This is a genomic window from Pseudobutyrivibrio ruminis AD2017 (genome assembly GCF_000424305.1).
GTDB classification, from domain to species: Bacteria; Bacillota; Clostridia; order Lachnospirales; family Lachnospiraceae; genus Pseudobutyrivibrio; species Pseudobutyrivibrio ruminis_B.
Map to the genome: position 1 here is coordinate 74,111 of NZ_AUJQ01000003.1, position 25,146 is coordinate 99,256.

Below are 25,146 nucleotides of genomic sequence, written 5' to 3' on the forward strand. Positions count from 1 at the left end.
TATTGACAGCGTAACAGGCGGACTAACGTGTCTTGGACTACGCTGCAAAGTGAAGCAAGAAAAATGGGAAATTACCATAGAAAAGTAGGAAGGCATATCCTAATCCAATGGCGTAAATCATTTGGTTGTAGAACATGCGCTTTCCAAAGGTGGCAAGTGACCCATTCACTGTGAGTTCTTCTGTCTCAGCATTGAAGCCGTTTTCTACAAGCAGGCTGGCAAGAATGACAGCAAGGGCTAATGCTAAAACAGGAATAAATGGTAAATAATATCTAGAGGCGAATCCGCCTAAGTATCCACGGGTAATATAAGTTCCATAAGCACTCTTAAGCTGGTAGATAAATGTAAGGGCACATGATATCCATCCGGCCTGAAGAGGAAGAGCTAGTGAGCCAGCTTTCTTGTTTACCACTGGGATAAACAGTAGTACAGGAAGCACCCAAAGCAATTCAAATGGAATAGCAGTAAGGCTGTAGGTGAAGGTCTTCATAAAACGATAAATAGATTCGATTCCAGACCAAGAAAGGAAGAATCGCTCAAAGTAATATGAAAGATATTCGCTAAAGGTGAAGCTAACACGCTCGGCCTTGCTAACATAATATATCGTATTTTCGAAGTAATCCTTGCTGCAGATAAGCTCCAAAGAAGGATGTATAGTTCCGTAACGCTGATAAACTAAAATGTAGTAAACAGCAGCGATGACATAAACAGGGATGGAGATAAAAAACTCCTTGGCGATAAGCCCCTTTAGGCTGCGCTCTTTAATCATAGTAATAACAAGAACGATAAGTGCCATAAATATGCAAAGCATTGCAGTAGTAAGCTTTGTCAAAAGCGAAGCAGAAATGCCTGTGGCGATTAGCATGTAGGTGCCAAGGTTTCGTTTCTTTTCGCAAAATCTGATAAGACCAAGTATGCAGATGGTACCAGTAACAAGGGCAAGTGCATCGTTGGTAACAGCGCAAAGCTCATAAGAAAGCATTGGAATGCTTGTAATAGTAACGGCATATAAAAGATGTAACCAAGGACACTGCTTTGTTAGTCTGGAATAACCGATGTAAAGCATCAGACCAACGCCAATCATCGAAATGGCAAGGCTGAAGTAGCGAAGCTGCATCTTTTGAATAGTAACAACAACATCTGATTCGGTAGGAGTAAAGCCACCGGCTAATCTCATAATGTGATAATAAAGAGGTGGGTGGCAAAGATAGTTAACCAATGATTCCTGATATTCATAGTTAGGCTCTGTAGACCACTTCATCATGACGTTGTTGAAAATATGCATGTCCTCAAAATGAGGAATAATTTCGCCCGTTTCATGGAGATAGTAGACATATGCAATGTGAGCAGATTCATCAGGAGATGAGTCTGGAACATAGTGTGCATAGAACACGCCAATTGCAGCAGTGTAAATGAATATTATGACATACAGGCCGATAATAAATACCGGACGACCCTTTTTCTTTACACCAAAATAGAAGGAAGCTAAGGCTAAAATAAAAAATAAAACAATTAAAAGATATGCTAATGTTCTCATTATTAATTATTAACTCCGTTTGATGATTTTCTTAACTTTATTAAGTACGATTGTAGCATTTTCTATAAAGAATGTATCTACAAGCACTACCAAAAGTGCAAAATACAGACCGGCACCTGAAACCACTCTAATCAATGTTCCAACGATTGTGGCAGGTAAAAAATTGCCTTCTACAATTAGAAGAGCAAGCATCAAAACAGATGCGAGAAGATACTTGCAGGCAGGCTTAAATACCCGTTTGATATCAAGCTCATGTCGTACATAGTAAAGCTGAATGCCTGCGATTGAAAGCTCGGCTACAGCAGATGCAATAGCTGCACCGTAGGATAATAATCGAGGAATCAACACAAGGTTCAGGCAGCAGTTGATAACAGCGCCGATTAAAACTGTTCTTGTGTATAACCTCTCACGTTTAGTTGGAACCAGATATTCAATTCCAGTTACGTTGTTTATTGATATTGCAACAGTGATTACTGATACAATCTTAAGCAACATCTTAACCTTTTCATAGCTGTCACCGTAGAACCATGGCACAAAGCTGTCTGCTATTCCAAACAATCCAAACATAAGAGGAAGACCTAAAAACCATGCAAACTGGTAAGCCTTGTACATGGCTGAGCGGATAGCGTCCTTATTGCCTTCACTGAAATATTGCCCGATGCGGGGAACCATAACTGTGCTCATGGATGTTACCAAAACAAGCACCATTTTGGTGATACGCATGGCTGCATCATAGTAACCATTTTCTGTATTTCCTTCGGTGAACAGTCCAATCATAATCTTGTCTAAATACTGGTAGATTTGAACCGCAATAGTAGGAAGGAAAAGCCCTAATATAACTTTAGTATCCTTAAATGGTGTTAAATCCTGGCGATGAACCCTTGTCAGATACTTAGGCAGATATACCCACAGGGAAACGTGCCCCATCATAGTGATAATGGCTGTGCCTGCAGTGTAAAGAGCCAAATCATTTTCATCCTTAATAAGGGCGAAAATCATGATAAGATTTATGATTCTAAAGATGGCATTTCGTCCAACTATTTTGCCGAACTCTTCAAGGCCCTGGAAGAACCAGCTGGTGTCGCAGGCCACGTTTATTATTTCGATAAATTGGATAATGTAGATAACCATCCACTGTGGATGTGCTACAAATACAAACACGCCATAGATAAAAAGAAAAATGGCAGTGCTTACACATCTGAAGATGGCAGTATTCCAAAAAGCAATTGATCTTTTGTATGTATCTGTTTGGACATAGGAAACTTCACGCTGACCGTAGGTAGATGTGCCAAGATTTGCAAATATAATAAAGAAGGCTGCAATAGCAGTGACATAGCTAAATACACCCATTCCGTTGGCACCCAAAACTCTGGCAATGTAAGGTGCTGTGAGAAGAGGTGTAATAATAACTAGCATCTGATATGCAACATTGTATATGTAATTTTTCTTAACGTTCTTTTCTTTCATTTCACGTCCTGTTTTTATTAAAGCTTTCCAAGTAATATGATTATTCTAAGAAGAATTTCGCCAGTAGCGCTGCGTCTTAGGTGTTTAGAATAGAAAAGCTTTTTATACTTTTTGTCTGAGGTAAAAATCTGAAGGAAATGCTTTATCTGTGAATCCACTGAATCTGAAAAAAGCTGTGTAAAGCTTTTAAGCATCAGCTTAGTGCGTGGGCAAAAATCACCATTTAAGACAGTGTCAATTCTCCATTTGATTTTGGCAATAACACCAAGATTTGTTGATGATGCCGCAGAAGAATGGCGTCTGTATTTTGCAAGTGGAGTGGTATCGAAAATGATATTGCCGCCAAGACCCAGTGCAATAAGTGACACCCATTTATCGTGATAGTAAATATCCTTTGAACAATCATTTAAGAATGAAAGCTCGGCAAGATGTCTGTTGATTACAAGAGTAAATCCAGGGAAGACACCTTCAAAAAACATGTTTTGGAAGGTGACACCAACCATAGGATCAGTATCGGAAAATATTCCATTTATATTAAGATTTTCGTCGCAAATATAATAATTAGATGCGTATAAAGCAGGGGTATCTGAGGCTACGCCTGAAAGCTTATCCATAGCAGCCTTAAGCTTATCTGCTTCCCAAACATCATCCTGATCACAAAATGCCAGATAACTAAAATCGGCATCATTCTTAAGAGCAAATGATGCAGCAGATGAAAAGCTTGCTCCAAAGCCTACGTTTTTGTTTGAAGCACTGCCATTATCCTTAACCATAATGATTCTAGAATCAGAAGATGCCATTTCTTCTATTATGGAAACAGTATCATCTGATGATCCGTCATCCCTGATGTACAGGGTAAAATCAGAAAAGCTCTGCCCCAGGATACTGTTTATTTGTTCCTTTAAAAAAGTCTGCCCATTATAGGTAGACATTACGATTGCTATAGTTGCCATAATATCCTTCCAACTAAAGTTATTTAAAACTATTCTAAATCAATACCATAGGCAATGCAAGGATTGACGGTTTGTGCTATACTAAGTACAAACTGTGTTTTAAAGGAAAAACGATGGATAAATTTGAAACCCTGTCATCTGATTTTGATGGCAAGCAAGTTTTATATATAACAACTAAAAACCTTGATTATATAAGGGTTACACAGGAAATCGATTTCTTAAAAGCTAATGCTTTAGGCGTAACTGTAATCGGAAGCAAAAGCAAGAGCTACCCTAAGAGATTGATGCATGTATGGAAGCAGATTTTAGGTCAGTCTATGGAGGATATCGATGTAACCTTTGTTGGCTTTGCACCACAGCTTGTTGTTCCGTTTTTTAAGAACAAGCTTAAGCAAAAGCAGCTGGTTATAGATTTCTTTATATCCGTGTACGACACCATGGTTTTGGATAGAAAGAAGTTTAAGGACGGTGGCATCGTATCAAAGCTTTGCCATAAGCTGGACGAAGCTACCCTTAAGCAGGCAGATGCAATCGTGTGTGATACCAAGGCCCATGGCCAGTTCTTTTCAGAGGAATTTGGCGTGGCAATAGACAGGCTATTTGTTTACTATTTGCATGCTAACGAGGCCATCTATCATCCAATGGATGTGGCAAAGCAAGAAGGGCAAACCGATTCTAGGAAAAAGGTTTTGTACTTTGGCTCAATCCTGAACCTTCAGGGGGTAGATGTAATTTTAGATGCTCTTAAGGAATTTGCAGATGATGACCGAATCAACTTTGAAATTATCGGCCCTATATCTGATAAAATGCACAAGCCCCTCCAGCCAAATGTTACCTACATCGATTGGCTCACACAGGAGGATTTAGCAAAGCATATCGCTTCAGCTGATTTGTGCTTAGCAGGACATTTCTCAGGTGATATTATGAAGGCAAAGCGCACCATTCCAGGCAAGGCCTACATTTACGAAGCAATGTCAAAGCCAATGATTCTTGGTGATGGCATGGCCAACCACGAGCTATTTGAAAAAGACGATAAACATATTTTTGTAGAAATGGGAAATCCTAAAGCGCTGGCAGCAGCCATAAAGGATTATTTTGATTATGAGTGAGATAAGAGATTACAAACAACCAACTAATAAAATCGAAAAGGGTGTGCTATATCTACAGCACTACGGAGTGAAAAGAACTGTAGCCAAAACCATCAGAAAGCTTATGGGACACGACCAGGAGCACTACAGCTACAGACGCTTCCTCAAGGAAAACCCTATTTCAGAGGAAGAATTAGAAAGACAGCGAAATACAGTATTCGATTATAACCCAGTAATCAGTATCGTAATTCCGTTATACAACACAAAGGAAAAGTTCTTGAGAGAACTGATCGAATCCTTCGAAAATCAGACATATCCACATTGGCAGTTATGTCTTGGCGATGGCAGCCCGAAGGAAGGACTTTACGATATCATCAAGGCTACAACAGGTGGCAAATGGGATGACAGAATAGTTTACAAAAAGCTTACTGACAACACAGGAATAGCAGGCAACACTAATGCAGCCATGGAACTTGCTACAGGCGATTATATCGGATTTACTGATCACGATGATTTAATCACAGCAGATGCCATGTACTACATTGCCGAGGCTTTGAATAATGACAGAACAATAGAAGCAATCTATTCAGACGAAGACAAAATCGACATGGAGGGCAAGCAGTATTTCCTTCCACATTTCAAGTCAGATTTTAATATTGATTTGCTTTGCTCACATAATTACATCACTCATCTGTTTATAGTTAGAGCTGACATTGCAAAGCAAAGCGGTGGAATCTTATCAGAATTCGACGGCGCTCAGGATCACGATTTTGATTTAAGAGTTCTTGAAAAGTGCTCAAATATCTATCACATTCCAAGAGTGCTTTATCACTGGAGATGCCATCCTGATTCCACAGCGGATCACCCAGAGGCTAAAATGTACGCCTACGAAAACGGTAGACGTGCTGTAGAAAATCACTACAAGCGTCTTGGAATTCCAGCCAGAGTTGAGCTTGATACTCATCTAGGATATTACAGAACTATTTATGAATGGCCTGATACACCACTTCTTTCTATCATCATTCCAAACATGAATCACCTGGATGATTTAAGACAGTGTATCGATAGCATCATTGAAAAGACCACTTATCCAAATTACGAATTTGTTATTGTGGAAAACAACTCTTCTGATCCAAGCTTACGTGAATATTACAACGAGCTTGAGAAGAGAAACGATATTAGTGCAAGAGTTTGTGATTATACAAAATCACACCCAACAGAAAAGGGAAGCTTCAATTTCTCAGCTCTTGTTAATTACGGAGTGCAGCATGCATTTGGAGAATATATTCTCCTTCTTAACAATGACACACGCATGATTAATAATGACGCTATCACAGAAATGATGGGCTTCATCAGAAGAGAAGATGTTGGTGCAGTTGGTTCAAGACTTTATTACGGTAACAACACTGTACAGCATGCAGGCCTTATCATAGGACTTGGCGGAGTTGCTAATTCGCAGTTCTTGGGCAGTGGCAGAGAGCAGGTAGGATACTTCTACAGAAGCACCTGTGTTCAGGATTTATCAGCAGTCACAGGGGCATGCCTTCTTACAAAGCGCGCTTGCTATAACGATGTAGGCGGTTTTGATGAAGGATTAGCTGTAGCATTTAACGATGTAGACTACTGCCTAAAGCTTAGAAGTAAAAACAAGCTGGTTGTTTACACACCGTTTTCAGAGTGGTACCATTTGGAATCTGTCAGTCGTGGACTTGACCATGAGGACCCAGATAAAAAAGCCAGAATGGATGCTGAAACAAAATATTTCATGACTAAGTGGAAGGATTATTATAGCAAAGGAGATCCTTACTACAATCCAAACCTTTCACTTACAAAATTTGATTATTCATTTAAAACTAAGGAGTAGATATGAAACTTATCATACAAATTCCATGCTATAACGAAGCTGAAACACTTGAAATCGCACTTAACGATTTGCCAAAGCATATAGATGGAATCGATGAAATCGAATATTTAATTATCAATGATGGAAGTAAAGATAACACTGTAGAGGTTGCCAAGAAATGGGGCGTAAACTACGTAGTTAACTTCCGTCGTAACAAGGGACTTGCATACGGATTTATGGCAGGACTTGATGCATGCCTTAGAAACGGTGCAGATATTATCGTAAATACGGATGCAGATAATCAGTATGTGGCAGATGATATTGAGCTTTTAGTTCGCCCAATCCTAGAAGGCAAATCCGACATAGTAATCGGTGCGCGTCCTATCGATGCAACAGAGCACTTCTCGCCACTTAAGAAAAAGCTTCAGCATCTTGGTAGCTGGGTAGTTCAAAAGGCCAGCAACTCTGATATCCCTGATGCGCCAAGCGGATTCAGAGCATATTCAAGAGATGCAGCTATGCGAATCAACGTTACAAACGATTACACATACACACTTGAAACTATCGTTCAGGCAGGTAGAAACCGAATCGCTCAGACAAGCGTTCCTATCAGAACAAACGGAGAGCTTCGTCCATCAAGACTTTTCAATAGCATGATGGGATATGTTAAAAAGTCTATGGTTACAATCATTAGAGCGTACCTTATGTACCAGCCTTTAAAGACATTTAGCGCACTCGCTATTTTGCCTTTCGTTGTAGGACTTGGTGTTATCATTAGATTCCTTGTTTTCGTTGCAATGGGCAACTCAGCAGGACACATCCAGTCACTGATTTTAGGCTGTACACTTCTTATCATGGGATTCATCAGTCTTATGATTGCACTTATCGGAGATTTGCTTGCAAAGAACCGTAAGATATTAGAAGACATCGAATATCACACTAGAAAAATGGATTATGATGGTGTGAAGAATAATGATGGATATAAAAACGACAATAATCTATAATAGAGAAGAAAGTATTGGGGAATACATAGGGGGAATAAGCGTTGTATAAAAAGAAAAAACGCTCTTGGGTTAAGCACCTGGATTTTGTCATTTGGGATTTGCTAGCTGCGGAACTAGCACTCTTTATCGCTGTAATGATAAGATTCAATGGAAGCATTATCTTTTTGGACAAATTCGAATGGTTTAGCGGGTACCAGAATTTGGTTAAGATATTGCCTTTCATTGATTTAACTGGGGTATTTTTTACTGAAACCTATAAGGGCATTTTACGTAGAACTAAATATGAAGAATTAATGTCTACCATATGGCATGTTGCCTTGAATTTCCTAGGAGTTCTTATTTACATGTACATCACTAAAACATCGTTCATGTATTCAAGAACAGCCCTTGGAATTTTTGTGGCAGGCATGATTATAATCACATACATTTTCAGAGTAGGCTGGAAACGTGTTATCCGTCGCAGGAAGCTAAAAGATATCAACAAGACAGCTATGATAGTTGTGGCTGAATCCACAAACGTAGAGCAGTGCCTGAGAGAAATCGCACTTAGCCCATATCCTGAATATAAGGTAGTAGGGGTAACTGTTGTGGACAAGGACATGACAGGTCAGCAGATTCAGGGCATCCCTGTGGTGGCCAATGCGGACACATTATTTGAATATCTTAGAACCAGCGTCGTAGACGAAGTGTTCTTGGATGGCAATACAAGAGCCAGTGAAGAAACTCTTGCTGGAAGGTTAGTGGAGCAGGGGCTTACAGTTCACATGCCACTTGTAAAGACCAGTAATCTTATGCCAAATCGTATAATGGAAACATACGGAGAATACATCGTTCTTACCACAAGTATGCACATAGCCAGCAACAGGCAGGCATTTGTTAAAAGAGTGATGGATATACTTGGAGCATTGGTTGGCTTATTTTTTACAATTATTGCCTTTATCATTTTTGCTCCAATTATAAAGATACAATCAAAAGGACCAGTGTTCTTCACACAAACCAGAATAGGAAGAAACGGTCGCAAGTTCAAATTTTACAAATTCAGAACCATGTATGTGGACGCTGAGGAACGTAAAAAAGAACTCATGGAAAAAAATGAAATACATGGAAATATGTTCAAAATGGATAATGACCCTAGAATCATTCCAATTGGACATTTCATGAGAAAGTATTCAATAGACGAATTGCCTCAGTTTTTAAATGTTTTGGTTGGTGATATGTCCTTAGTTGGTACTAGACCACCTCTTGAGGATGAATACGAAAATTATGCGCTCCATCATAAGGCAAGACTTTCTATTAAGCCTGGCCTTACAGGAATGTGGCAAGTCAGCGGACGAAGCGACATCAAGGATTTTGAGCAGGTGGTAGCGCTTGATACGCAGTATATATCTAATTGGTCTTTAGGATTAGATATCAAAATCCTTTTTAAGACCGTAGCTGTTGTATTTGGGGGAAAGGGTTCGAAATAGTGGCAGAAACATATTTTTCGCTAGTGATATGGACAGACGAGACAGACATGAATCAGTTCAAGGATTGTCTTGAGTCCATTGATGAACAGGAATATCGTGAATTCGAATTATATATTTTAGACAATAATCCTTCTAACGCCATTGAAGTGACTATCAAGGAGTTCTTCCCTGATATCGTAGATAAGGTTCACTATCGAAGGCTGAAAAAGAAAAATGGGATGTCCTATGCTTATAACATAGGCGCCCATTTTGCGGAGGGGGATTATCTGGTCTATCTTGGACAGCACGACCGACTCAGTGGAAACACTCTCAGTTCTTTAAATGAGAAATTAGATTCCCTGGAAAATAAGGAGTGCATTATCTATTCAGACCATGATGAACTTATTGGTCTCGACAGGAAAAATCCTCACTTCAAACCAGATTTTAATAAAGAGCTTTTTCTTCAGATGAATTATATAGGAGATTTTGTCTGCATTTCTAAATCTCTTTATAGAAGACTAGGCGAGTTTAATGAAAAGGCAGTAACATCCACTCTTTATGAATTTATATTAAGAGCTGTATTTAAAAACGAGCCTATAGAGCACGTGCCATCTCTTCTTTATCACAAGAGAACCAGCGAGAAGGCGCTTAACAAAGAAGAAAGAAAAGCTGCTAACTTCTATTGCAAGGAGCATATGGCACTTGCAATATCATACCTAAGACAAAATGGAGTTATCTGCGAAGGCAGTATAGATAACTCACTGAAAAAATGGCATTTAGATTATGATAATTCAACCTTCAGAAGATTTTCGGGAGATTACATGTTCTTAAGAGATGAAAATGTAAGGTTGTACACTAGAAATAACGTAAAGAAAATGTATTCATATCTATGTCAGCCAGATGTTGCTGTGGTTGGAGCAAGGTTTATAGATAGAGGTTTGACACTAGATAACATCGGATATATATACGATACAGACGGTGCATGGTACCCAGCGTTCCACGGGCAAAGCGTTTTTAGAGGGGGCTATGATGGAATAGGCAATATGCCCCGTGATGTTTCGGTGGTAGATTGCGGCTGTTGCCTGATAGATGCCAAGGTATATCGAATGCTTAGGGGCTTCGATACCAGGCTGACAGGCCAGGATGCAATGTTTGATTTTTGCCTGAGGGCAAGAAAAAGAGGATACAGAATAATAGTGCTTCCACAGGTTATAGCCAGATGGAAAAATAGGGTGGTTGAAACACCAACAGATAATCATCAGCTAATCATGGAAAAGCATGGCGAATACCTTGAAAAAGGGGATTTGTTTTACAATAAAAACCTCCCTATAGGTATGGAAAATTATGTACTTCCAGGAACACAATCTTGACAACGGTAGGATGATTAGAGTATCCTAGCATAGACTATTGCTTCCATTAATTTGAAGGCATATTAAGGAAATAAAACTTAAGATTGGAGACATTCAGTTAATGAGTAATTTCGAAGATTACGACTTAAGAGGTAGAGATAGCTCTGGCCGTCGTAGACCAACAAATAGACCATCAGGTCGTCCAGTGGGGAGCCGCCCAGCCGGTAGTCGTCCAGCAGGTGCTAGACCATCTGGCAGACCAACAGGCAGCCATAACCCACAGAGAAGACCAGTAAACAGAGATGAATACAGCAGCCGTCCAAGATATTCTATGGATTTAGATGATGAAATAGAATTATACGATGGTTACGGCTCACAATATGGAATTGAGGAGGACGATATGCCAGCTAGACGTTCAGCATCAAGTAGCGCCCACAGAGCATCCGCTAGCCGTTCAAGCAGTCGTTCTGGTTCAGCTAATCACAAGAAGCCAGCCTCTAGAAACGCTAAGAGCTCTAGAGATTCTAAAGACGCAAGAAACACACGAGCAGCACAGACTCGTTCAGGCAACAGAAGACCAACAGGAAAGAACGCAAAGAAGAAAAAAATGAAGCGCACAATTTTCGTTGTAGAAATTGCAGTACTTCTTGTAATTCTTATCATATTCTTCTTCTGGAGCAAGTTCGGTAAGGTTAATTGGGACAACATCAACATGTCAGAGCTTGAAAACGAAAACCTTGATGAAGAGACAAAGGAAGTTCTTAGTAAATATACAACCTTAGCATTGTTCGGTGTAGATAACCGTTCAAACGGTAACCTTGACAGTGGTAACTCAGATACAATCATCCTTGTTTCTATTAATAATGATACTAAGGAAGTTAAGATGGTATCAGTACAGCGTGATACTTACTTAGAGGTTGCAGATAACACTTACAGAAAATGTAACTACGCATACAACCACGGTGGTGTTGAAACAGCTATCGAAATGCTTAACAAGAACCTTGACTTAAATATTTCAGGTTACGTATCAGTTGACTTTTACGCAGTTGCAAAGGTTGTTGACGATTTAGGTGGACTTGACCTTGAGGTTACTCAGAAGATGATTGATACAAACAATAAAGAAACTGGTCAGAACGCACTTGCAGGTTACATTGCTGAGGTTGAAAACGTCCTTAAGTATTATCCTGACAAGAAGGAATACTGGGATAGAAACGACTGCTACTTCGATAAGCCAGGTGTATATCACATGAATGGTGCACAGGTAGTTGGTTACTGCCGTAACAGATATGCAGTAGATAACGATTACGGCCGTGCTGAGAATCAGCGTAAGGTAATTAAGCTTATTGTTGAAAAGGCAAAGAAAGCTAACCTTAAACAGCTTAATGATATTTGTAATGATGTATTCCCAGAGATTTCAACAAGCTTAAGCTTAGGTCAGTGTATCGGTATGGCTACAGCAGTTAAGGATTACGAGGTTACTAATTCAACTGGCTTCCCATTTGCACTTACAACAAAGACTCCTAGCAAAAAGACCGGTAGTGTTGTTGTTCCATGTACTCTATCAACAAATGTTTCAACACTCCATCAGTTCTTATATGAGCAGGAGAATTACGATACGACGGATGATGTTGTTGATGTAATCAGTGAACACATCGTAAATGAAACAGGATGTACAGAATCTAGCGCTGAAATTAATCAGACCCCAGATATGTCATCGGGTTCAGAAGATAAAAAAGAGTAATAATAACTAGGTAATCAATGAGGATTGACCGTTGGGCCAGTCCTCATTTTACTTTTATGCAAAATAGTAGTAAAATGATAACGCTTATTATGCGAAGAAAGGAATTTTAATATGTGTGGAATAGTAGGTTACGTAGGTAAATCACAGGCAGCGCCTATACTTTTGGATGGACTTAGTAAGCTAGAATATAGAGGCTACGATTCAGCAGGAATGGCTGTATATGATGGTAGCAAGATTGAATATGAAAAGGCTAAGGGGCGTCTTCGTCTTCTTAGTGAAAAGACTCACGATGGTGCTACAATGCAGGGTACTATCGGTATTGGTCATACACGTTGGGCTACACACGGTGAGCCTAGCGAGACAAACGCTCATCCACATCTTAACGAGGATGAGACTATTGCTGTTGTTCACAACGGTATTATCGAAAACTACGCCAAGCTTAAGGATAAGCTTATTAAGCGTGGATATAATTTCAAATCTGAAACAGACACAGAGGTAGTTGCACACCTTCTTGATTACTATTACAAGGCAGGCAATGATCCTCTTACATGTGTAACAAAGGTTATGCACCGTGTTGAGGGTGCTTATGCCCTTGGTATCATTTTCGCTGATTACCCAGATCAGATTTATTCAGTTCGTAAGGACAGCCCACTTATCGTAGGTCTTGGAAAGGATGGCAATCTTATTGCTTCTGATGTTCCAGCTGTTCTTAAGTACACTCGTGAGGTTTACTTCATCGAGAACGAAGAAATTGCTCGTCTTTCAGAGAACGAAATCGAATTCTTCGATGTAGATGGTCAGCCAATCGAAAAGGAATCTAAGACAATTGATTGGGATGTTGATGCAGCAGAAAAGGGTGGTTACGACCACTTCATGATTAAGGAAATCCACGAGGAGCCTAAGACTGTTCGTGATACTCTTAATCCACGTATCAAGAACGACACTGTTGATATTGAAGAGCTTGGCATGTCTGATGAAGAGATCAAAGCAATCTCACGTATCAGAATCGTTGCCTGCGGTTCGGCTTATCACACAGGTGTTACAGCTAAGTATGTATTTGAAGAGATGGCACGTATCCCTGTAGAGGTAGACATCGCTTCAGAATTTAGATATCGTAATCCAATTCTTCAGGAGAACGAGCTTGTTATCGCAGTTTCACAGTCAGGTGAGACAGCTGATACAAAGGAAGCAGTTAGAATGGCACGCGCTATGGGTAACATGACACTTGCTATCGTTAACGTAGTAGGTTCATCTATTGCACGTGAGGCTGAAAAGGTTATGTACACATGGGCAGGCCCAGAGATTTCAGTTGCTACAACAAAGGCTTACAGTGCACAGCTTATCGCATTCTATCTTCTTGCTATGAAGTTTGCAGATGTTAGAGGCCTTCTTTCAGCAGATGAGATGAAGTCTCTTATCTCTGATTTAAAGAAGCTTCCAGAGCAGATTGAAATGCTTCTTGGAAATAAGGAACGTATCCAGAGATTTGCCAACCGTTTCGTTGCTGCAAAGGATGTATTCTTCATCGGTCGTGGTATTGATTATGCTATCTCTATGGAAGGCTCACTTAAGCTTAAGGAGATTTCATACATCCACTCAGAGGCATACGCAGCAGGCGAATTAAAGCACGGAACTATCTCTCTTATCGAAGATGGTACACTTGTTGCAGCAGTAGCTACACAGGACAACATCTACCCTAAGACAGTTTCAAACATAGTAGAATGCAAGACTCGTGGAGCATTCATCCTTGCTGTTACAACAGTAGGACACGAGGATATCGAAGAAGTGGCAGATTACGTAATGTACATCCCACAGACTAACAGATACTTCACTAACTCACTTGCAATCATTCCACTACAGTTATTTGGTTACTATGTATCTGTAGGTAAGGGATTTGATGTTGATCATCCAAGAAACTTAGCAAAATCAGTTACTGTTGAATAAACCGTCACCTGTTTGTCACATTTCGGGATTATTCTACGTTCATGAAATGAAAAATCAATGGAGGCGAGTTTATGAGCGATTTTTATTCAAACAACGGTACAAACAATTCGGGGGACAACGAGACAAACAGCTCTACTACAAATGGAGCTTACTCTTATAAGAAAGACCAAATTAACCAGGGCGAATCATATTATCAGTGGTCCCCTTACGATGATGGAAAAAAGAACAAAAAGCCTAAGAAGTCATCTGGCTTTGGCGCAAAGCTTGGTAAGACAGCTGCCATAGCATTAGTATTCGGGCTTGTTGCTGGTATTTCATTTCAGTCTGTAGTGACAGTTTCTAACAGGTTCATCAATAAGGATGCTACTCAAATCACTGAAACAAAGACTGAAACAAAATCAAGCAAGGAAAAGATTCCTTCATCAACAACAGCAACTACTACTTCAACTACAGTTACAACTGATGTTTCCACAATAGTTGACAATGTGTTGCCAGCAATTGTACAGGTTACAAATGCAGGACTTAAGGAATACAGAACATTCTTTGGAACAATGCAGCAGCCTACTACTTCAGCAGGTTCTGGTATCATCGTTTCACAGGATGAGGATAACATCTACATCGCTACTAACAATCACGTAGTTAGCGGAGCAGAGACACTTACTATCACATTCAATGATGGTGAAGCTGTTGAAGGCACTATCAAGGGAACAGATTCTTCTTGTGATCTTGCAGTTGTATCAGTAGCTATCAAGGACATCAAGGAAGATACATTATCAGAAATAAAGGTTGCTACACTTGGCGATTCAGATTCCACAGTTGTAGGTGAAGCTACAATCGTAATTGGTAATGCCATGGGCTATGGTACATCAGTTACTAACGGTATCATTTCCGCTAAGGACCGTGAGGTTTCTATTACAGATGATGATGGAAACGTTGTTACAAACAGCCTTATTCAGACAAACGCAGCAGTTAACCCTGGTAACTCAGGTGGTGCATTACTTAACGCTAAGGGCGAAGTAATCGGTATCGTATCTGCTAAGCTTGCAGAGGAAAGCGTTGAAGGTATGGGATATGCTATTCCTATCTCTTACGCTTGGAATATCATCCAGCAGATGGTTGATAACGATGTAGTATCAGAGCTTGAGGCATCTTATCTTGGTATTGCAGGTAGAGATATTACAAAAGAAATGTCAGAACAGTACAATGTACCTATTGGTGTATATGTAGCTCAGGTTGTTGAAGGTTCTGGTGCAGAACAAGCAGGTATTGAAACAGAGGATGTAATCACAGCATTCAACGGACGTAAGGTAACATCTGTTAATACACTTAACAACATCATGAAGTATTTACCTGCTGGATCAACAGTAGAAGTTAAGGTCGCTAAGGCTAGCAAAGACTACAAGGAAGAGACAATTAAGGTTACACTTACACACAAGATTGATTCAGTACAATAATAATCGTATATACGAAGAGCCAACATTCAATGTTGGCTCTTTTTAACTGTAATCGTTTTACGAATAGGGCTGATTATGGTAGAATACGGGGTATGAATAAGAAAAAGATTATAATAGGAATATTAATTGTTGCATGGATTTGTGTGATATGGGGACACAGCATGCAGCCGGCAGTAGTTTCAGAGGGAGAAAGTGGTAAGTTTCTAGCGATACTTAGCAAAGTACTACCATTTCTTGCAGAAAATGAAAATGGCATGTTTATAGTTAGAAAGGCAGCTCATTTTACAGAATATCTGATTTTGGGTGTATTGCTGTGCATGGAATTTTCTACTTATTTACGTGGAATATGGGAGAGATTCTTAAATCCTCTTTTTTCAGGTTTATTTGTTTGCTTTATAGACGAAACTATTCAGTTATTTGTAGAAGGTCGTTCTGGTGAAATAAGAGATATGTGGATTGATTTTGCAGGAGTTGCCTTAGGCACACTTATCGTTCTTGCAATTATTAATAATAAAAAAGGCAGACGCTATTAAAGGGAGGCATCACATGGGAAAGAAAAGAATAGTTATTGCACTTGGACATGACGCACTTGGTACAACAGTGTTAGAGCAGTGGAACGCAACAAAGCGTACAGCTGTAGCTGTTGCTGAGTTTATCGGACAGGATTATCAGGTTGTTATTACTCACAGTAATGGACCACAGGTTGGAATGATTCACACAGCATTTTCTGAGTTCTATCAGAATCATCCAGAATACACATCTACACCAATGTCAGTTTGTTCTGCAATGAGTCAGGGCTACATCGGTTACGATTTACAGCAGGCCATTCGCTCAGAGCTTGTAGGCAGAGGTATTTATAAACCAGTTTCAACTATTCTTACACAGGTTACTGTAGACCCATATGATGAAGCTTTCTATAAACCAACAAAAATAATAGGAAGAACTATGACTGCTGAAGAGGCTGAGCGTGAGGAAGCCAAGGGCAATCATACAGTTCAGGTTGAGGGTGGCTATCGCAGAATCGTGGCTGCACCAAAGCCAATGGAGATTGTAGAAATAGATGCAATCAAAGCACTCTGCGATGCAGACCAGGTTGTTATTGCAGCAGGCGGTGGTGGAATCCCAGTGCTTACTCAGGACAACAAGCTTAAGGGCGCATCAGCAGTAGTAGAAAAGGATACAGCAGCAGGCTTACTTGCAGCAGAGCTTAATGCAGATATGTTAGTTATCCTTACATCAGTTACAAAGGTATGTAAGAACTTTGGCAAGGCTGACGAAGAGCCACTTGATTACATATCAGTTGCAGATGCAAAAAAGATGTTAGAGGCTGGAGAATTTGGTGCAACAGATATGGCTCCAAAGATTCAGGCTGCTATCGATTATATTGGCGATTCAGCCATTAGAAAGGTATTAATAACCAAGCTGTCAGATGCTGGCAACGCAGTAGGCGGACAGACTGGTACAATGATAGGAAAGTAATATGACAATCAGAGATTTACAGATTGGACAAACAGCTAGAATAGATGCTGTCGGGGGCGAGGGAGCCCTCAGACAGCATTTCTTAGATATGGGAGTAATTCCAGGTGTGGAGGTAACTCTTGTCAGACTGGCCCCAATGGGAGACCCAATGGAACTTAGAATCCACGGTTACGAGCTTACTCTTAGACTAGCCGATGCAGAAAAAATAGATGCAACATTAGTGGAGAACATCAAGGACGAAGAGATATCAGTGGAGGCAAACAAGCATGACATCGCCCACCCTGGTCTTGGCGAGGAAGGCAAATATCATCTTAAGGGTGATGGCGAACCGCTTCCAAAGGGAACACAGCTTACATTCGCACTTGTGGGTAACCAGAACTGTGGTAAGACTACTCTTTTCAATCAGCTTACTGGTTCTAATCAGCATGTAGGAAACTTCCCTGGCGTTACAGTAGATAGAAAAGATGGCGCTATTCGAGGCAAGGATAATACCTGCATCACAGACCTTCCAGGAATCTATTCCATGTCACCATATTCTAACGAGGAGCTTGTCAGCCGAGACTTTGTTTTACACGAAAAGCCAAGGGCTATCATCAACATTGTTGATGCTACAAATATAGAGCGAAATCTGTATCTGACTATGCAGCTATTGGAGCTTAACATCCCTATGGTTGTTGCTCTTAATATGATGGATGAGCTTAGAGGTAACGGCGGATCTGTAGATATCAACAGAATGGAAAAAATGTTAGGTGTTCCAGTAGTTCCTATTTCTGCAGCTAAGAACGAAGGTATCGACGAGCTTGTAGCTCACGCAATGCATGTGGCTCAGTATCAGGAAAGACCTCAGGTAGATGATTTCTGCGACGAGAACGATAACGGCGGTGCAGTTCACAGATGCATCCACGGCGTTATTCATCTGATGGAGGACCACGCAAAGCGTTCTGATATTCCAGTCAGATTCGCAGCCAGCAAGGCCATTGAAAATGACGCGCAGATTATTAAGAAGCTGGATTTAGATGAAAACGAAATCGAGACCTTAGAGCACATCACAAAGCAGATGGAAAAGGAAAGAGGTCTTGATAGAAGCGCTGCCATGGCAGATATGCGTTTCGCATTTATAGATAAGGTTTGCAAGGAATGTATTATCAAGCCGAAGGAAAGCAAGGAGCACATCCGCAGCCAGCGTATTGATAAATGGCTTACAGGAAAGTACACAGCTATTCCTATTTTCATCTGTGTAATGGCCATGGTGTTCTTCCTTACATTTAATGTTATTGGCGCATGGCTGCAGGGATTGCTTGAAGAAGGGATAGCATTCCTTACAGATATTACAGATAAGGCTCTTACTATGGCAAACGTAAACGTCACAGTTCACGAGCTGATTATAGGCGGTATATTTGAAGGTGTTGGAGGAGTGCTTAGCTTCCTTCCAATCATCATCACCATGTTCTTCTTCCTATCTATTTTGGAGGACAGTGGTTATATTGCCAGAGTAGCATTTTTCATGGATAAGATGCTTAGAAGAATCGGTCTTTCAGGTCGAAGCATCGTGCCACTTTTGATTGGATTTGGATGTACAGTTCCAGCGGTAATGTCTACACGTACATTGCCTAGTGACAGGGACCGTAAGATGACAATTCTTCTTACACCATTTATGAGCTGTACAGCAAAGCTTCCAATATACACATTCTTCGTAGCAGCATTCTTCCCAGAGAATGGATGGCTAGTAATCACTGTGTTGTATTTCCTTGGGATATTCCTTGGAGTGCTTGCAGCATTGTTCTTTAAAAAGGTTAGATTCAAGGGTGAGGCTGTTCCATTTGTTATGGAGCTTCCAAACTACAGATTGCCAAGCGCAAGAAACGTAATTCAGCTTCTTTGGGAAAAGGCAAAGGATTTCTTGCAGAGAGCATTTACAGTAATCTTCCTTGCAACAGTTATCGTATGGGTATTGCAGAGCTTTGATACTCATCTTAATCTTGTGGCAGACCAGAAGGACAGCATCCTTGCACTTATTGCAGGAGGACTTGCACCATTATTCAAGCCAATAGGATTGGGAGATTGGAGAATCTGTACCTCACTTATTTCAGGATTTATGGCAAAGGAAAGTGTGGTATCAGTGCTTGAAGTATTGTTTGGTACTACAGGAGTTGCAGCAGCTATGTCAAGCCTTACAGCATTTTGCTTGCTAGTATTCTCATTGCTTTATACACCATGCGTGGCAGCTATTGCATCTATCAAAAGAGAGATGGGCCGTAAGTGGGCTGTGTGTGTAGTGATTTGGCAGTGTGCGATTGCATGGATATGCGCATTTATAGTTCATACAATAGGACTATTGATAGGATTAGCTTAATATTGATTTTTAAATTTTAGAGAGTTCCGCAAAAGCGGGACTCTTTTTTTAATGATTATTTACAAAAAACTTTGGTTAGGCTCTTGAAACAAAAGTAAGTTTATGATAAATTATACATGCGTTAGCGAATACTAACGTATATTAAGTATGTGAAACTCGGGTAAGGAAGTGATATATGATGCCTTTAGTAGTCGCGCCAACAGGCGAAGAGCAAATGATTAAACGAATTGGTGGTAATGAGGATGTTAAAAGACATCTTCAGGAGCTTGGTTTCGTGCCAGGCGGACATGTAACAGTTGTTAACGAAATAGGTGGAAACCTAATCGTGAACGTAAAGGAGTCAAGAGTGGCTGTTGATAAGCAGCTGGCTCAGAAAATTTTTGTTTAGTTAGAAGGAGAGAACAATGAAGACATTAAAGGACGTTAATGTTGGCGAGAAAGTCAATGTAACAAAGCTAAACGGCGAAGGCGCAGTAAAGCGCAGAATCATGGATATGGGAATTACAAAAGGTGTAGAGATTTACGTTAGAAAAATCGCTCCTCTTGGAGATCCAGTAGAGATTACAGTTAGAGGCTATGAGCTTTCAGTACGTAAGGCTGATGCTGAAATGATAGTAGTAGAATAAAAGGAGGAGAATAAAGTGGGAATTCGTATTGCACTAGCAGGTAACCCAAACTGCGGTAAAACAACATTATTCAATGCTCTTACAGGCTCTAACCAGTTCGTAGGTAACTGGCCAGGTGTTACTGTAGAGTACAAAGAAGGAAAATATAAAGGTGATAAGGAAGTAACAATCGTTGACCTTCCAGGTATCTATTCACTTTCACCATATACATTAGAGGAGGTTGTATCACGTAACTATCTTATCGATGAGAAGCCAGATGCAATCATCAATGTAATCGATGGTACTAACCTTGAAAGAAATCTTTATCTTACAACACAGGTTGTAGAACTTGGTATTCCAGTAGTTATCGCTATCAACATGATGGATGTTGTAGAAAAGAACGGTGACAAGATTAATGCTAACAAGCTTTCAGAGGAAATTGGCGTTCCTGTAATCCAAATTTCAGCTCTTAAGAACAGAGGTCTTAAGGAAATCGTTGAGGCTGCAGTGAAGGCTGGTAAGGAAGCAAAGCCACAGTCACCTAAGCACAGATTTGATGGTTCTGTAGAACATGCACTTGCTCATATTGAAGAGCTTTGCTTACATAACATCGATGATGAAAATCTTCAGAGATGGTATTCAATCAAGTTATTCGAGCGCGACACAAAGATTCAGGAGAAGCTTGGTCTTTCATCAGACGTTATCGCACATATCGAAAAAGATATCGCTTCATGCGAGAAAGAGTTAGATGATGATTCTGAATCAATCATCACTGGGGAGAGATACAATTACATCGGCACAATCATTGGTGCTTGTGTAAAGAAGGCTTCAAAGGGAATGACAACATCTGATAAGATTGATCAGATTGTTACAAACAGATTCCTTGCACTTCCTATCTTCGCTGTAGTTATGTTTTTAGTTTACTTTGTATCAGTTACAACAGTTGGTACATATGCTACAGACTGGGCAAATGATGGTGTGTTTGGTGATGGATGGCACTTATTTGCAATCGGCTCAAAGGCTTATACTGAAGCAGCTGATGAATATACAGCAAATCAGCTTATCGTAGATGGATATGATTTATATGTAGAAGAAAACGGCACAGAGCCTACAGGTGATTTCGAATATCCTGTAGAGGATGAGGAAACAGCAGCCGTTGAATATGAGACAGCTACACTTGATGATTATGCAGCAGCTGCAGCTTATGTAGAGGCTAATGAAGAGCCAGATCCAGCAAACTATGGCGTATGGATTCCTGGTATTCCAGTATTCATCGAGACTGGGCTTGATGCAATCGGATGTAACGATGTGGTTAAGGGACTTATCCTTGACGGTATCGTAGCAGGTGTTGGTGCAGTTCTTGGTTTCGTTCCACAGATGCTTGTACTTTTCATCTTCCTTGCATTCCTTGAGGCTTGCGGTTACATGGCACGTGTTGCATTCATCATGGACCGTATCTTCAGAAAGTTTGGTCTTTCAGGTAAGTCATTCATTCCAATGCTTATTGGTACAGGTTGTGGTGTTCCTGGTATCATGGCATCACGTACTATCGAAAATGATAGAGACCGTAAGATGACAATCATGACAACAACATTCATTCCATGTGGAGCTAAGCTTCCATTCATCGCAATGGTAGCAGGCGCTATCTTCGGTGGAGCAGCTTGGGTTGCACCAACAGCTTACTTCCTTGGAATTTTCTCAATCATCGTATCAGGTATTATGCTTAAGAAGACAAAGCTCTTCGCTGGCGACCCAGCACCATTCGTTATGGAGCTTCCAGCATACCACTGGCCAACAGTAGGTAACGTACTTAGAAGCATGTGGGAGCGTGGCTGGTCATTTATCAAAAAAGCTGGTACAATCATTTTACTTTCAACAATCGTAGTTTGGTTCTGTACATTCTTCGGTGTTGTTGATGGAGCATTTACAATGCTTGAGGAAGACCAGATTGATCATTCAATCCTTGCTGGTCTTGGTAAGTGCCTTGCATGGATTTTCCTTCCACTTGGCTTTGGCGATTGGGAAGCAACAGTTGCTTCTATCACAGGTCTTGTTGCTAAGGAAAACATCGTTGGTACACTTGCTATCATCTACGGTGCATCAGGTGATGTTTACGAGACAATGCGTGCAGCATTTACAGATGCATCTGGTATGGCATTCCTCGCATTCAACCTTCTTTGCGCTCCTTGCTTCGCAGCTATGGGTGCAATCAAGCGTGAGATGAACAACACTAAGTGGTTCTGGACAGCTATCGGATATCAGTGTGGCTTCGCATGGGTAATCGGCCTTATCATCTACCAGGTAGGTAAGGTATTCACAGGCGAAGGATTCACATTCGGAACAATCTTCGGACTCGCAGCTATCTGCTGCCTAATCTACGGATTAGTTCGTAAAGATAAGTACAATAAATAAGCCTTCCCCCTTTGGGGGAAGGTGTCAGCGTAGCTGACGGATGAGGGTAATAATCATGGGAACAGCAATAGTAATTCTAATCCTAGCCGTTATCGTTGGCGCAATTATTCGCTCGATGGTAAAGGCACATAAACGTGGCGAACATCCAGCCTGCGGCGGCGACTGCGGTCACTGCGGCGGAAGCTGCGGTTGTCACTAAGTATAATGCCCTGGGTTGTATAACCTGGGGCTTTTTGGTATCATTTTAAATATGAGCGAGGATATTAAATTTTCCGTGATAATGCCTACTTATGGGGTGGGCGACTATATTACCGACGCGCTAGGATGCATCTCTATGCAGACCTACGACAACTTCGAAGTCATCATCGTAGATGACTGTTCACCAGATAATTCTGGCGAATTAGCGAAGGCTTTCACACAAAGAGACGACAGATTTTACTATGTAAAACACGACGTCAATAAGGGCGTTTCAGAGGCTCGCAACACAGGTATAGAACATGCCACAGGTGACTACATTCTGTTTTTGGATCCTGATGATTTGTACGAGAGAAATCTTCTTAGAGTGTGTGCAGCAGCGTTGGAACGTAATCCGGTGGATATGCTGGTGTATAGCTTCACAGAGGATTATCGTAATTACGAATCAGGAAAGATTGAATATAGAAAATGCATCAGCCTAGAGCAGATGGACTATGATGATGATATGGTAAGCACTAAGGATCCTGCTACTATCCATAAGATGGCTATGCAGATGGAAGCTATCACCATGCTTGGCTATCCATGGAATAAATGCTATAAGACTAGCATTATTAAGGAGCACAGTCTTAAGTTTCAACAGATAAAGCATGTGGAGGATATCCTGTTTAACTGTGATTTCCTGGATTACACCACATCTCTTACAGTGCTAAATGACGTTCTGTATCATTATAGAAATCAGGGACAGGCTCGCCTTACAGGTGGAGCTATTGATGATTATTTTAAGCTTCAGAAAATCCGTGTTCAGCGAATCTATGACCAGCAGCAACAGTGGAAGACATGTGACTTTGAAGCTCTTGGAACTCTTTCTAAGATATATTTCAGGAGCTTTCAATCAGCTATGGTTCGCCAAATCGAGAGCGGCATTAAGTGCGATGATATTTTAAAATGGTGCAACGCTGAGTCTGAAACAGAGCTTTATCAAGAGATGAAGAAATATCTCCCTGACGATTCTAAAACACTTAAATTCCTATATAAGCCTCTGGCTCAGGGAATGTTTGGCACTGCCCTTAAGCGTGCTCGCATAATGGAGTATACCAAGCATCACTTCCCAGGAATATTTAATAGGGCGAAGCAACTACGCTAGTGCAGATTTGATTTTATAGATACAGTAGGTTATAATTTAATTAGTTGTGAGAAGGAGGGTTTACTATGACTGAAGGCGGTTTTTTAATTTTCTTTTTTGCATTAATTTTATTAGTTGTCATCGTAGCAGTTATCGCAGTTGTATCGGCTGTTTCAGGAGCAGCGGCAGCAATTGCCGATGAAGAAGATGGCGAAGAGGATTAACTAGTTTTGGATATAAAAATCTTTATAGCGGCTCACAAACCTTGCTTGCTACCAGAGCAGGATTGCTATGTGCCAATTCATGTGGGAGCAAAGGGTAAAGACAGTATTTCATATAAAGAATGTGGTATTGACAGAGAAGGAAATCTTGTAAGAGATGATGAAGGTATTAACATCTCTGAAAAGAACCCATATTATTGTGAGCTTACAGCTACTTATTACATCTGGAAAAATATAAAGGCGGATGTAGTTGGCTTGTGCCACTACAGACGCTATTTTTCTTCTAAGAAGAATATAGGCGACGATAATCAGCCATTCAAAAACATCCTTTCAGCTGAAGAAATCAGCGACTTAATGAAGGATAACGATATAGTGGTTCCAAAGACTAATAAATACTTTATTGAGACTTTGTATAGCCATTATTCTCATACATTGGATGGAAGCCATCTGGATATTACCAGAGAGGTTATGGCGAAGCTGTACCCACAGGATTTGAAATATTTGGATACCATTTATTCTAAGACAAACGGAAGCATGTATAACATGTGTATTATGAAAAAGGACATGTTTGATGCTTACTGTGAGTGGTTGTTCAACTTACTTGCTGGAGTTGAAGAACGAATAGACGTATCTAATCTTTCAGCTTTCCAAGCCAGATTATTTGGTCGTGTGTCCGAAATTCTTATGAATGTCTGGATACTAAAGGCTGCCGATGAGGGACATGGTGTTGTGGAAGTATCAGCTTCATACACTGAAAAAATCAATTGGGTTAAGAAGGGCGTTTGGTTCCTTCAGGCTAAATTCTTCGGAAAGAAGTATACGAAGAGCGCGTAAAAATACACAAAGCTATGGTTCAAAAAATTCGAACTATAGCTTTTTTTTTTAAGATAATAATGATAGAATACAGTGTCGTAAAATAGAGTAATAAAGGAA

The 25,146-nt window shown here is 40.4% G+C and carries 21 protein-coding genes; 18 read left to right on the forward strand and 3 right to left on the reverse strand.

Annotated features, from left to right (window positions below):
* Positions 1-37: 37 nt before the first annotated feature.
* The 3 genes from G611_RS0100315 to G611_RS0100325 are packed head-to-tail and all read right to left on the reverse strand — an operon-like array spanning position 38 to position 3,957.
* Positions 38-1,537, reverse strand: a complete 1,500-nt coding sequence (locus G611_RS0100315) for a hypothetical protein (RefSeq protein ID WP_028241903.1) — start codon at positions 1,535-1,537, stop codon at positions 38-40.
* A 9-nt stretch (positions 1,538-1,546) separates the two neighbouring features.
* A complete protein-coding gene (locus G611_RS0100320; RefSeq protein WP_028241904.1) occupies positions 1,547-3,004 on the reverse strand; it encodes a flippase in 1,458 nt (485 codons plus the stop codon).
* 17 nt (positions 3,005-3,021) lie between these two features.
* Positions 3,022-3,957 (reverse strand): glycosyltransferase, encoded by a 936-nt coding sequence (locus tag G611_RS0100325; protein ID WP_028241905.1) that lies wholly within the window; start codon positions 3,955-3,957, stop codon positions 3,022-3,024.
* Positions 3,958-4,070: 113 nt separating this feature from the next.
* Between G611_RS0100325 and G611_RS0100330 the strand changes: the two genes are divergently transcribed.
* The 18 genes from G611_RS0100330 to G611_RS0100415 all read left to right on the forward strand — a co-directional run bounded on the left by G611_RS0100330 (position 4,071) and on the right by G611_RS0100415 (position 25,047).
* On the forward strand, positions 4,071-5,066 hold the full coding sequence (locus G611_RS0100330) for a glycosyltransferase (RefSeq protein ID WP_028241906.1): 996 nt from the start codon (positions 4,071-4,073) through the stop codon (positions 5,064-5,066).
* Positions 5,059-6,909, forward strand: coding sequence for a glycosyltransferase family 2 protein (locus tag G611_RS13395; protein ID WP_051194974.1), 1,851 nt, complete (start codon positions 5,059-5,061; stop codon positions 6,907-6,909). Before G611_RS0100330 ends, G611_RS13395 begins: the two co-directional genes overlap by 8 nt.
* 2 nt (positions 6,910-6,911) lie before the next feature.
* Positions 6,912-7,892, forward strand: coding sequence for a glycosyltransferase family 2 protein (locus G611_RS0100340; protein ID WP_028241907.1), 981 nt, complete (start codon positions 6,912-6,914; stop codon positions 7,890-7,892).
* A 41-nt stretch (positions 7,893-7,933) separates the two neighbouring features.
* Entirely contained in the window at positions 7,934-9,358 is a 1,425-nt protein-coding gene (locus G611_RS0100345; protein ID WP_028241908.1) for a sugar transferase, read from the forward strand.
* Complete coding sequence (locus G611_RS0100350; protein ID WP_028241909.1) at positions 9,358-10,707, forward strand: glycosyltransferase family 2 protein; 1,350 nt, start codon at positions 9,358-9,360, stop codon at positions 10,705-10,707. The genes G611_RS0100345 and G611_RS0100350 overlap by 1 nt, the downstream gene beginning before the upstream one ends.
* A gap of 100 nt (positions 10,708-10,807) precedes the next feature.
* On the forward strand, positions 10,808-12,427 hold the full coding sequence (locus G611_RS13400) for an LCP family protein (protein ID WP_051194975.1): 1,620 nt from the start codon (positions 10,808-10,810) through the stop codon (positions 12,425-12,427).
* Positions 12,428-12,538: 111 nt separating this feature from the next.
* Entirely contained in the window at positions 12,539-14,371 is a 1,833-nt protein-coding gene (gene glmS / locus G611_RS0100360; protein ID WP_028241910.1) for a glutamine--fructose-6-phosphate transaminase (isomerizing), read from the forward strand.
* 71 nt (positions 14,372-14,442) lie between these two features.
* Positions 14,443-15,825, forward strand: a complete 1,383-nt coding sequence (locus G611_RS0100365; protein WP_051194976.1) for a S1C family serine protease — start codon at positions 14,443-14,445, stop codon at positions 15,823-15,825.
* A gap of 92 nt (positions 15,826-15,917) precedes the next feature.
* Complete coding sequence (locus tag G611_RS13405; RefSeq protein ID WP_036947625.1) at positions 15,918-16,358, forward strand: VanZ family protein; 441 nt, start codon at positions 15,918-15,920, stop codon at positions 16,356-16,358.
* Between the two features lie 13 nt (positions 16,359-16,371).
* On the forward strand, positions 16,372-17,304 hold the full coding sequence (arcC, locus tag G611_RS0100375) for a carbamate kinase (protein ID WP_028241912.1): 933 nt from the start codon (positions 16,372-16,374) through the stop codon (positions 17,302-17,304).
* Position 17,305: 1 nt separating this feature from the next.
* Positions 17,306-19,657: a ferrous iron transport protein B gene (feoB, locus tag G611_RS0100380; RefSeq protein ID WP_028241913.1), complete on the forward strand. Its 2,352-nt coding sequence runs from the start codon at positions 17,306-17,308 to the stop codon at positions 19,655-19,657.
* 175 nt (positions 19,658-19,832) lie between these two features.
* Positions 19,833-20,045, forward strand: coding sequence for a FeoA family protein (locus G611_RS0100385; protein WP_028241914.1), 213 nt, complete (start codon positions 19,833-19,835; stop codon positions 20,043-20,045).
* 16 nt (positions 20,046-20,061) lie between these two features.
* Complete coding sequence (locus G611_RS0100390) at positions 20,062-20,283, forward strand: FeoA family protein (RefSeq protein ID WP_028241915.1); 222 nt, start codon at positions 20,062-20,064, stop codon at positions 20,281-20,283.
* A gap of 15 nt (positions 20,284-20,298) precedes the next feature.
* Positions 20,299-22,674, forward strand: coding sequence for a ferrous iron transporter B (feoB, locus tag G611_RS0100395; RefSeq protein WP_028241916.1), 2,376 nt, complete (start codon positions 20,299-20,301; stop codon positions 22,672-22,674).
* Positions 22,675-22,729: 55 nt separating this feature from the next.
* On the forward strand, positions 22,730-22,873 hold the full coding sequence (locus tag G611_RS13410; protein ID WP_036947628.1) for a FeoB-associated Cys-rich membrane protein: 144 nt from the start codon (positions 22,730-22,732) through the stop codon (positions 22,871-22,873).
* A gap of 81 nt (positions 22,874-22,954) precedes the next feature.
* Entirely contained in the window at positions 22,955-24,013 is a 1,059-nt protein-coding gene (locus G611_RS0100405; protein WP_196801514.1) for a glycosyltransferase, read from the forward strand.
* A gap of 65 nt (positions 24,014-24,078) precedes the next feature.
* Positions 24,079-24,216 (forward strand): hypothetical protein, encoded by a 138-nt coding sequence (locus G611_RS15800; RefSeq protein ID WP_196801515.1) that lies wholly within the window; start codon positions 24,079-24,081, stop codon positions 24,214-24,216.
* A gap of 6 nt (positions 24,217-24,222) precedes the next feature.
* Entirely contained in the window at positions 24,223-25,047 is an 825-nt protein-coding gene (locus G611_RS0100415) for a DUF4422 domain-containing protein (RefSeq protein WP_028241918.1), read from the forward strand.
* Positions 25,048-25,146: the final 99 nt, after the last annotated feature.

What these genes read in the sequence shown, in the direction of transcription:
- G611_RS0100315 (WP_028241903.1), bottom strand. Translation starts at nt 1,537, where the DNA reads ATGAGAACATTAGCATATCTTTTAATTGTTTTATTTTTTATTTTAGCC.
- G611_RS0100320 (WP_028241904.1), bottom strand. Translation starts at nt 3,004, where the DNA reads ATGAAAGAAAAGAACGTTAAGAAAAATTACATATACAATGTTGCATAT.
- G611_RS0100325 (WP_028241905.1), bottom strand. Translation starts at nt 3,957, where the DNA reads ATGGCAACTATAGCAATCGTAATGTCTACCTATAATGGGCAGACTTTT.
- G611_RS0100330 (WP_028241906.1), top strand. Translation starts at nt 4,071, where the DNA reads ATGGATAAATTTGAAACCCTGTCATCTGATTTTGATGGCAAGCAAGTT.
- G611_RS13395 (WP_051194974.1), top strand. Translation starts at nt 5,059, where the DNA reads ATGAGTGAGATAAGAGATTACAAACAACCAACTAATAAAATCGAAAAG.
- G611_RS0100340 (WP_028241907.1), top strand. Translation starts at nt 6,912, where the DNA reads ATGAAACTTATCATACAAATTCCATGCTATAACGAAGCTGAAACACTT.
- G611_RS13400 (WP_051194975.1), top strand. Translation starts at nt 10,808, where the DNA reads ATGAGTAATTTCGAAGATTACGACTTAAGAGGTAGAGATAGCTCTGGC.
- glmS (WP_028241910.1), top strand. Translation starts at nt 12,539, where the DNA reads ATGTGTGGAATAGTAGGTTACGTAGGTAAATCACAGGCAGCGCCTATA.
- G611_RS0100365 (WP_051194976.1), top strand. Translation starts at nt 14,443, where the DNA reads ATGAGCGATTTTTATTCAAACAACGGTACAAACAATTCGGGGGACAAC.
- G611_RS13405 (WP_036947625.1), top strand. Translation starts at nt 15,918, where the DNA reads ATGAATAAGAAAAAGATTATAATAGGAATATTAATTGTTGCATGGATT.
- arcC (WP_028241912.1), top strand. Translation starts at nt 16,372, where the DNA reads ATGGGAAAGAAAAGAATAGTTATTGCACTTGGACATGACGCACTTGGT.
- feoB (WP_028241913.1), top strand. Translation starts at nt 17,306, where the DNA reads ATGACAATCAGAGATTTACAGATTGGACAAACAGCTAGAATAGATGCT.
- G611_RS0100385 (WP_028241914.1), top strand. Translation starts at nt 19,833, where the DNA reads ATGATGCCTTTAGTAGTCGCGCCAACAGGCGAAGAGCAAATGATTAAA.
- G611_RS0100390 (WP_028241915.1), top strand. Translation starts at nt 20,062, where the DNA reads ATGAAGACATTAAAGGACGTTAATGTTGGCGAGAAAGTCAATGTAACA.
- G611_RS13410 (WP_036947628.1), top strand. Translation starts at nt 22,730, where the DNA reads ATGGGAACAGCAATAGTAATTCTAATCCTAGCCGTTATCGTTGGCGCA.
- G611_RS0100405 (WP_196801514.1), top strand. Translation starts at nt 22,955, where the DNA reads ATGCCTACTTATGGGGTGGGCGACTATATTACCGACGCGCTAGGATGC.
- G611_RS15800 (WP_196801515.1), top strand. Translation starts at nt 24,079, where the DNA reads ATGACTGAAGGCGGTTTTTTAATTTTCTTTTTTGCATTAATTTTATTA.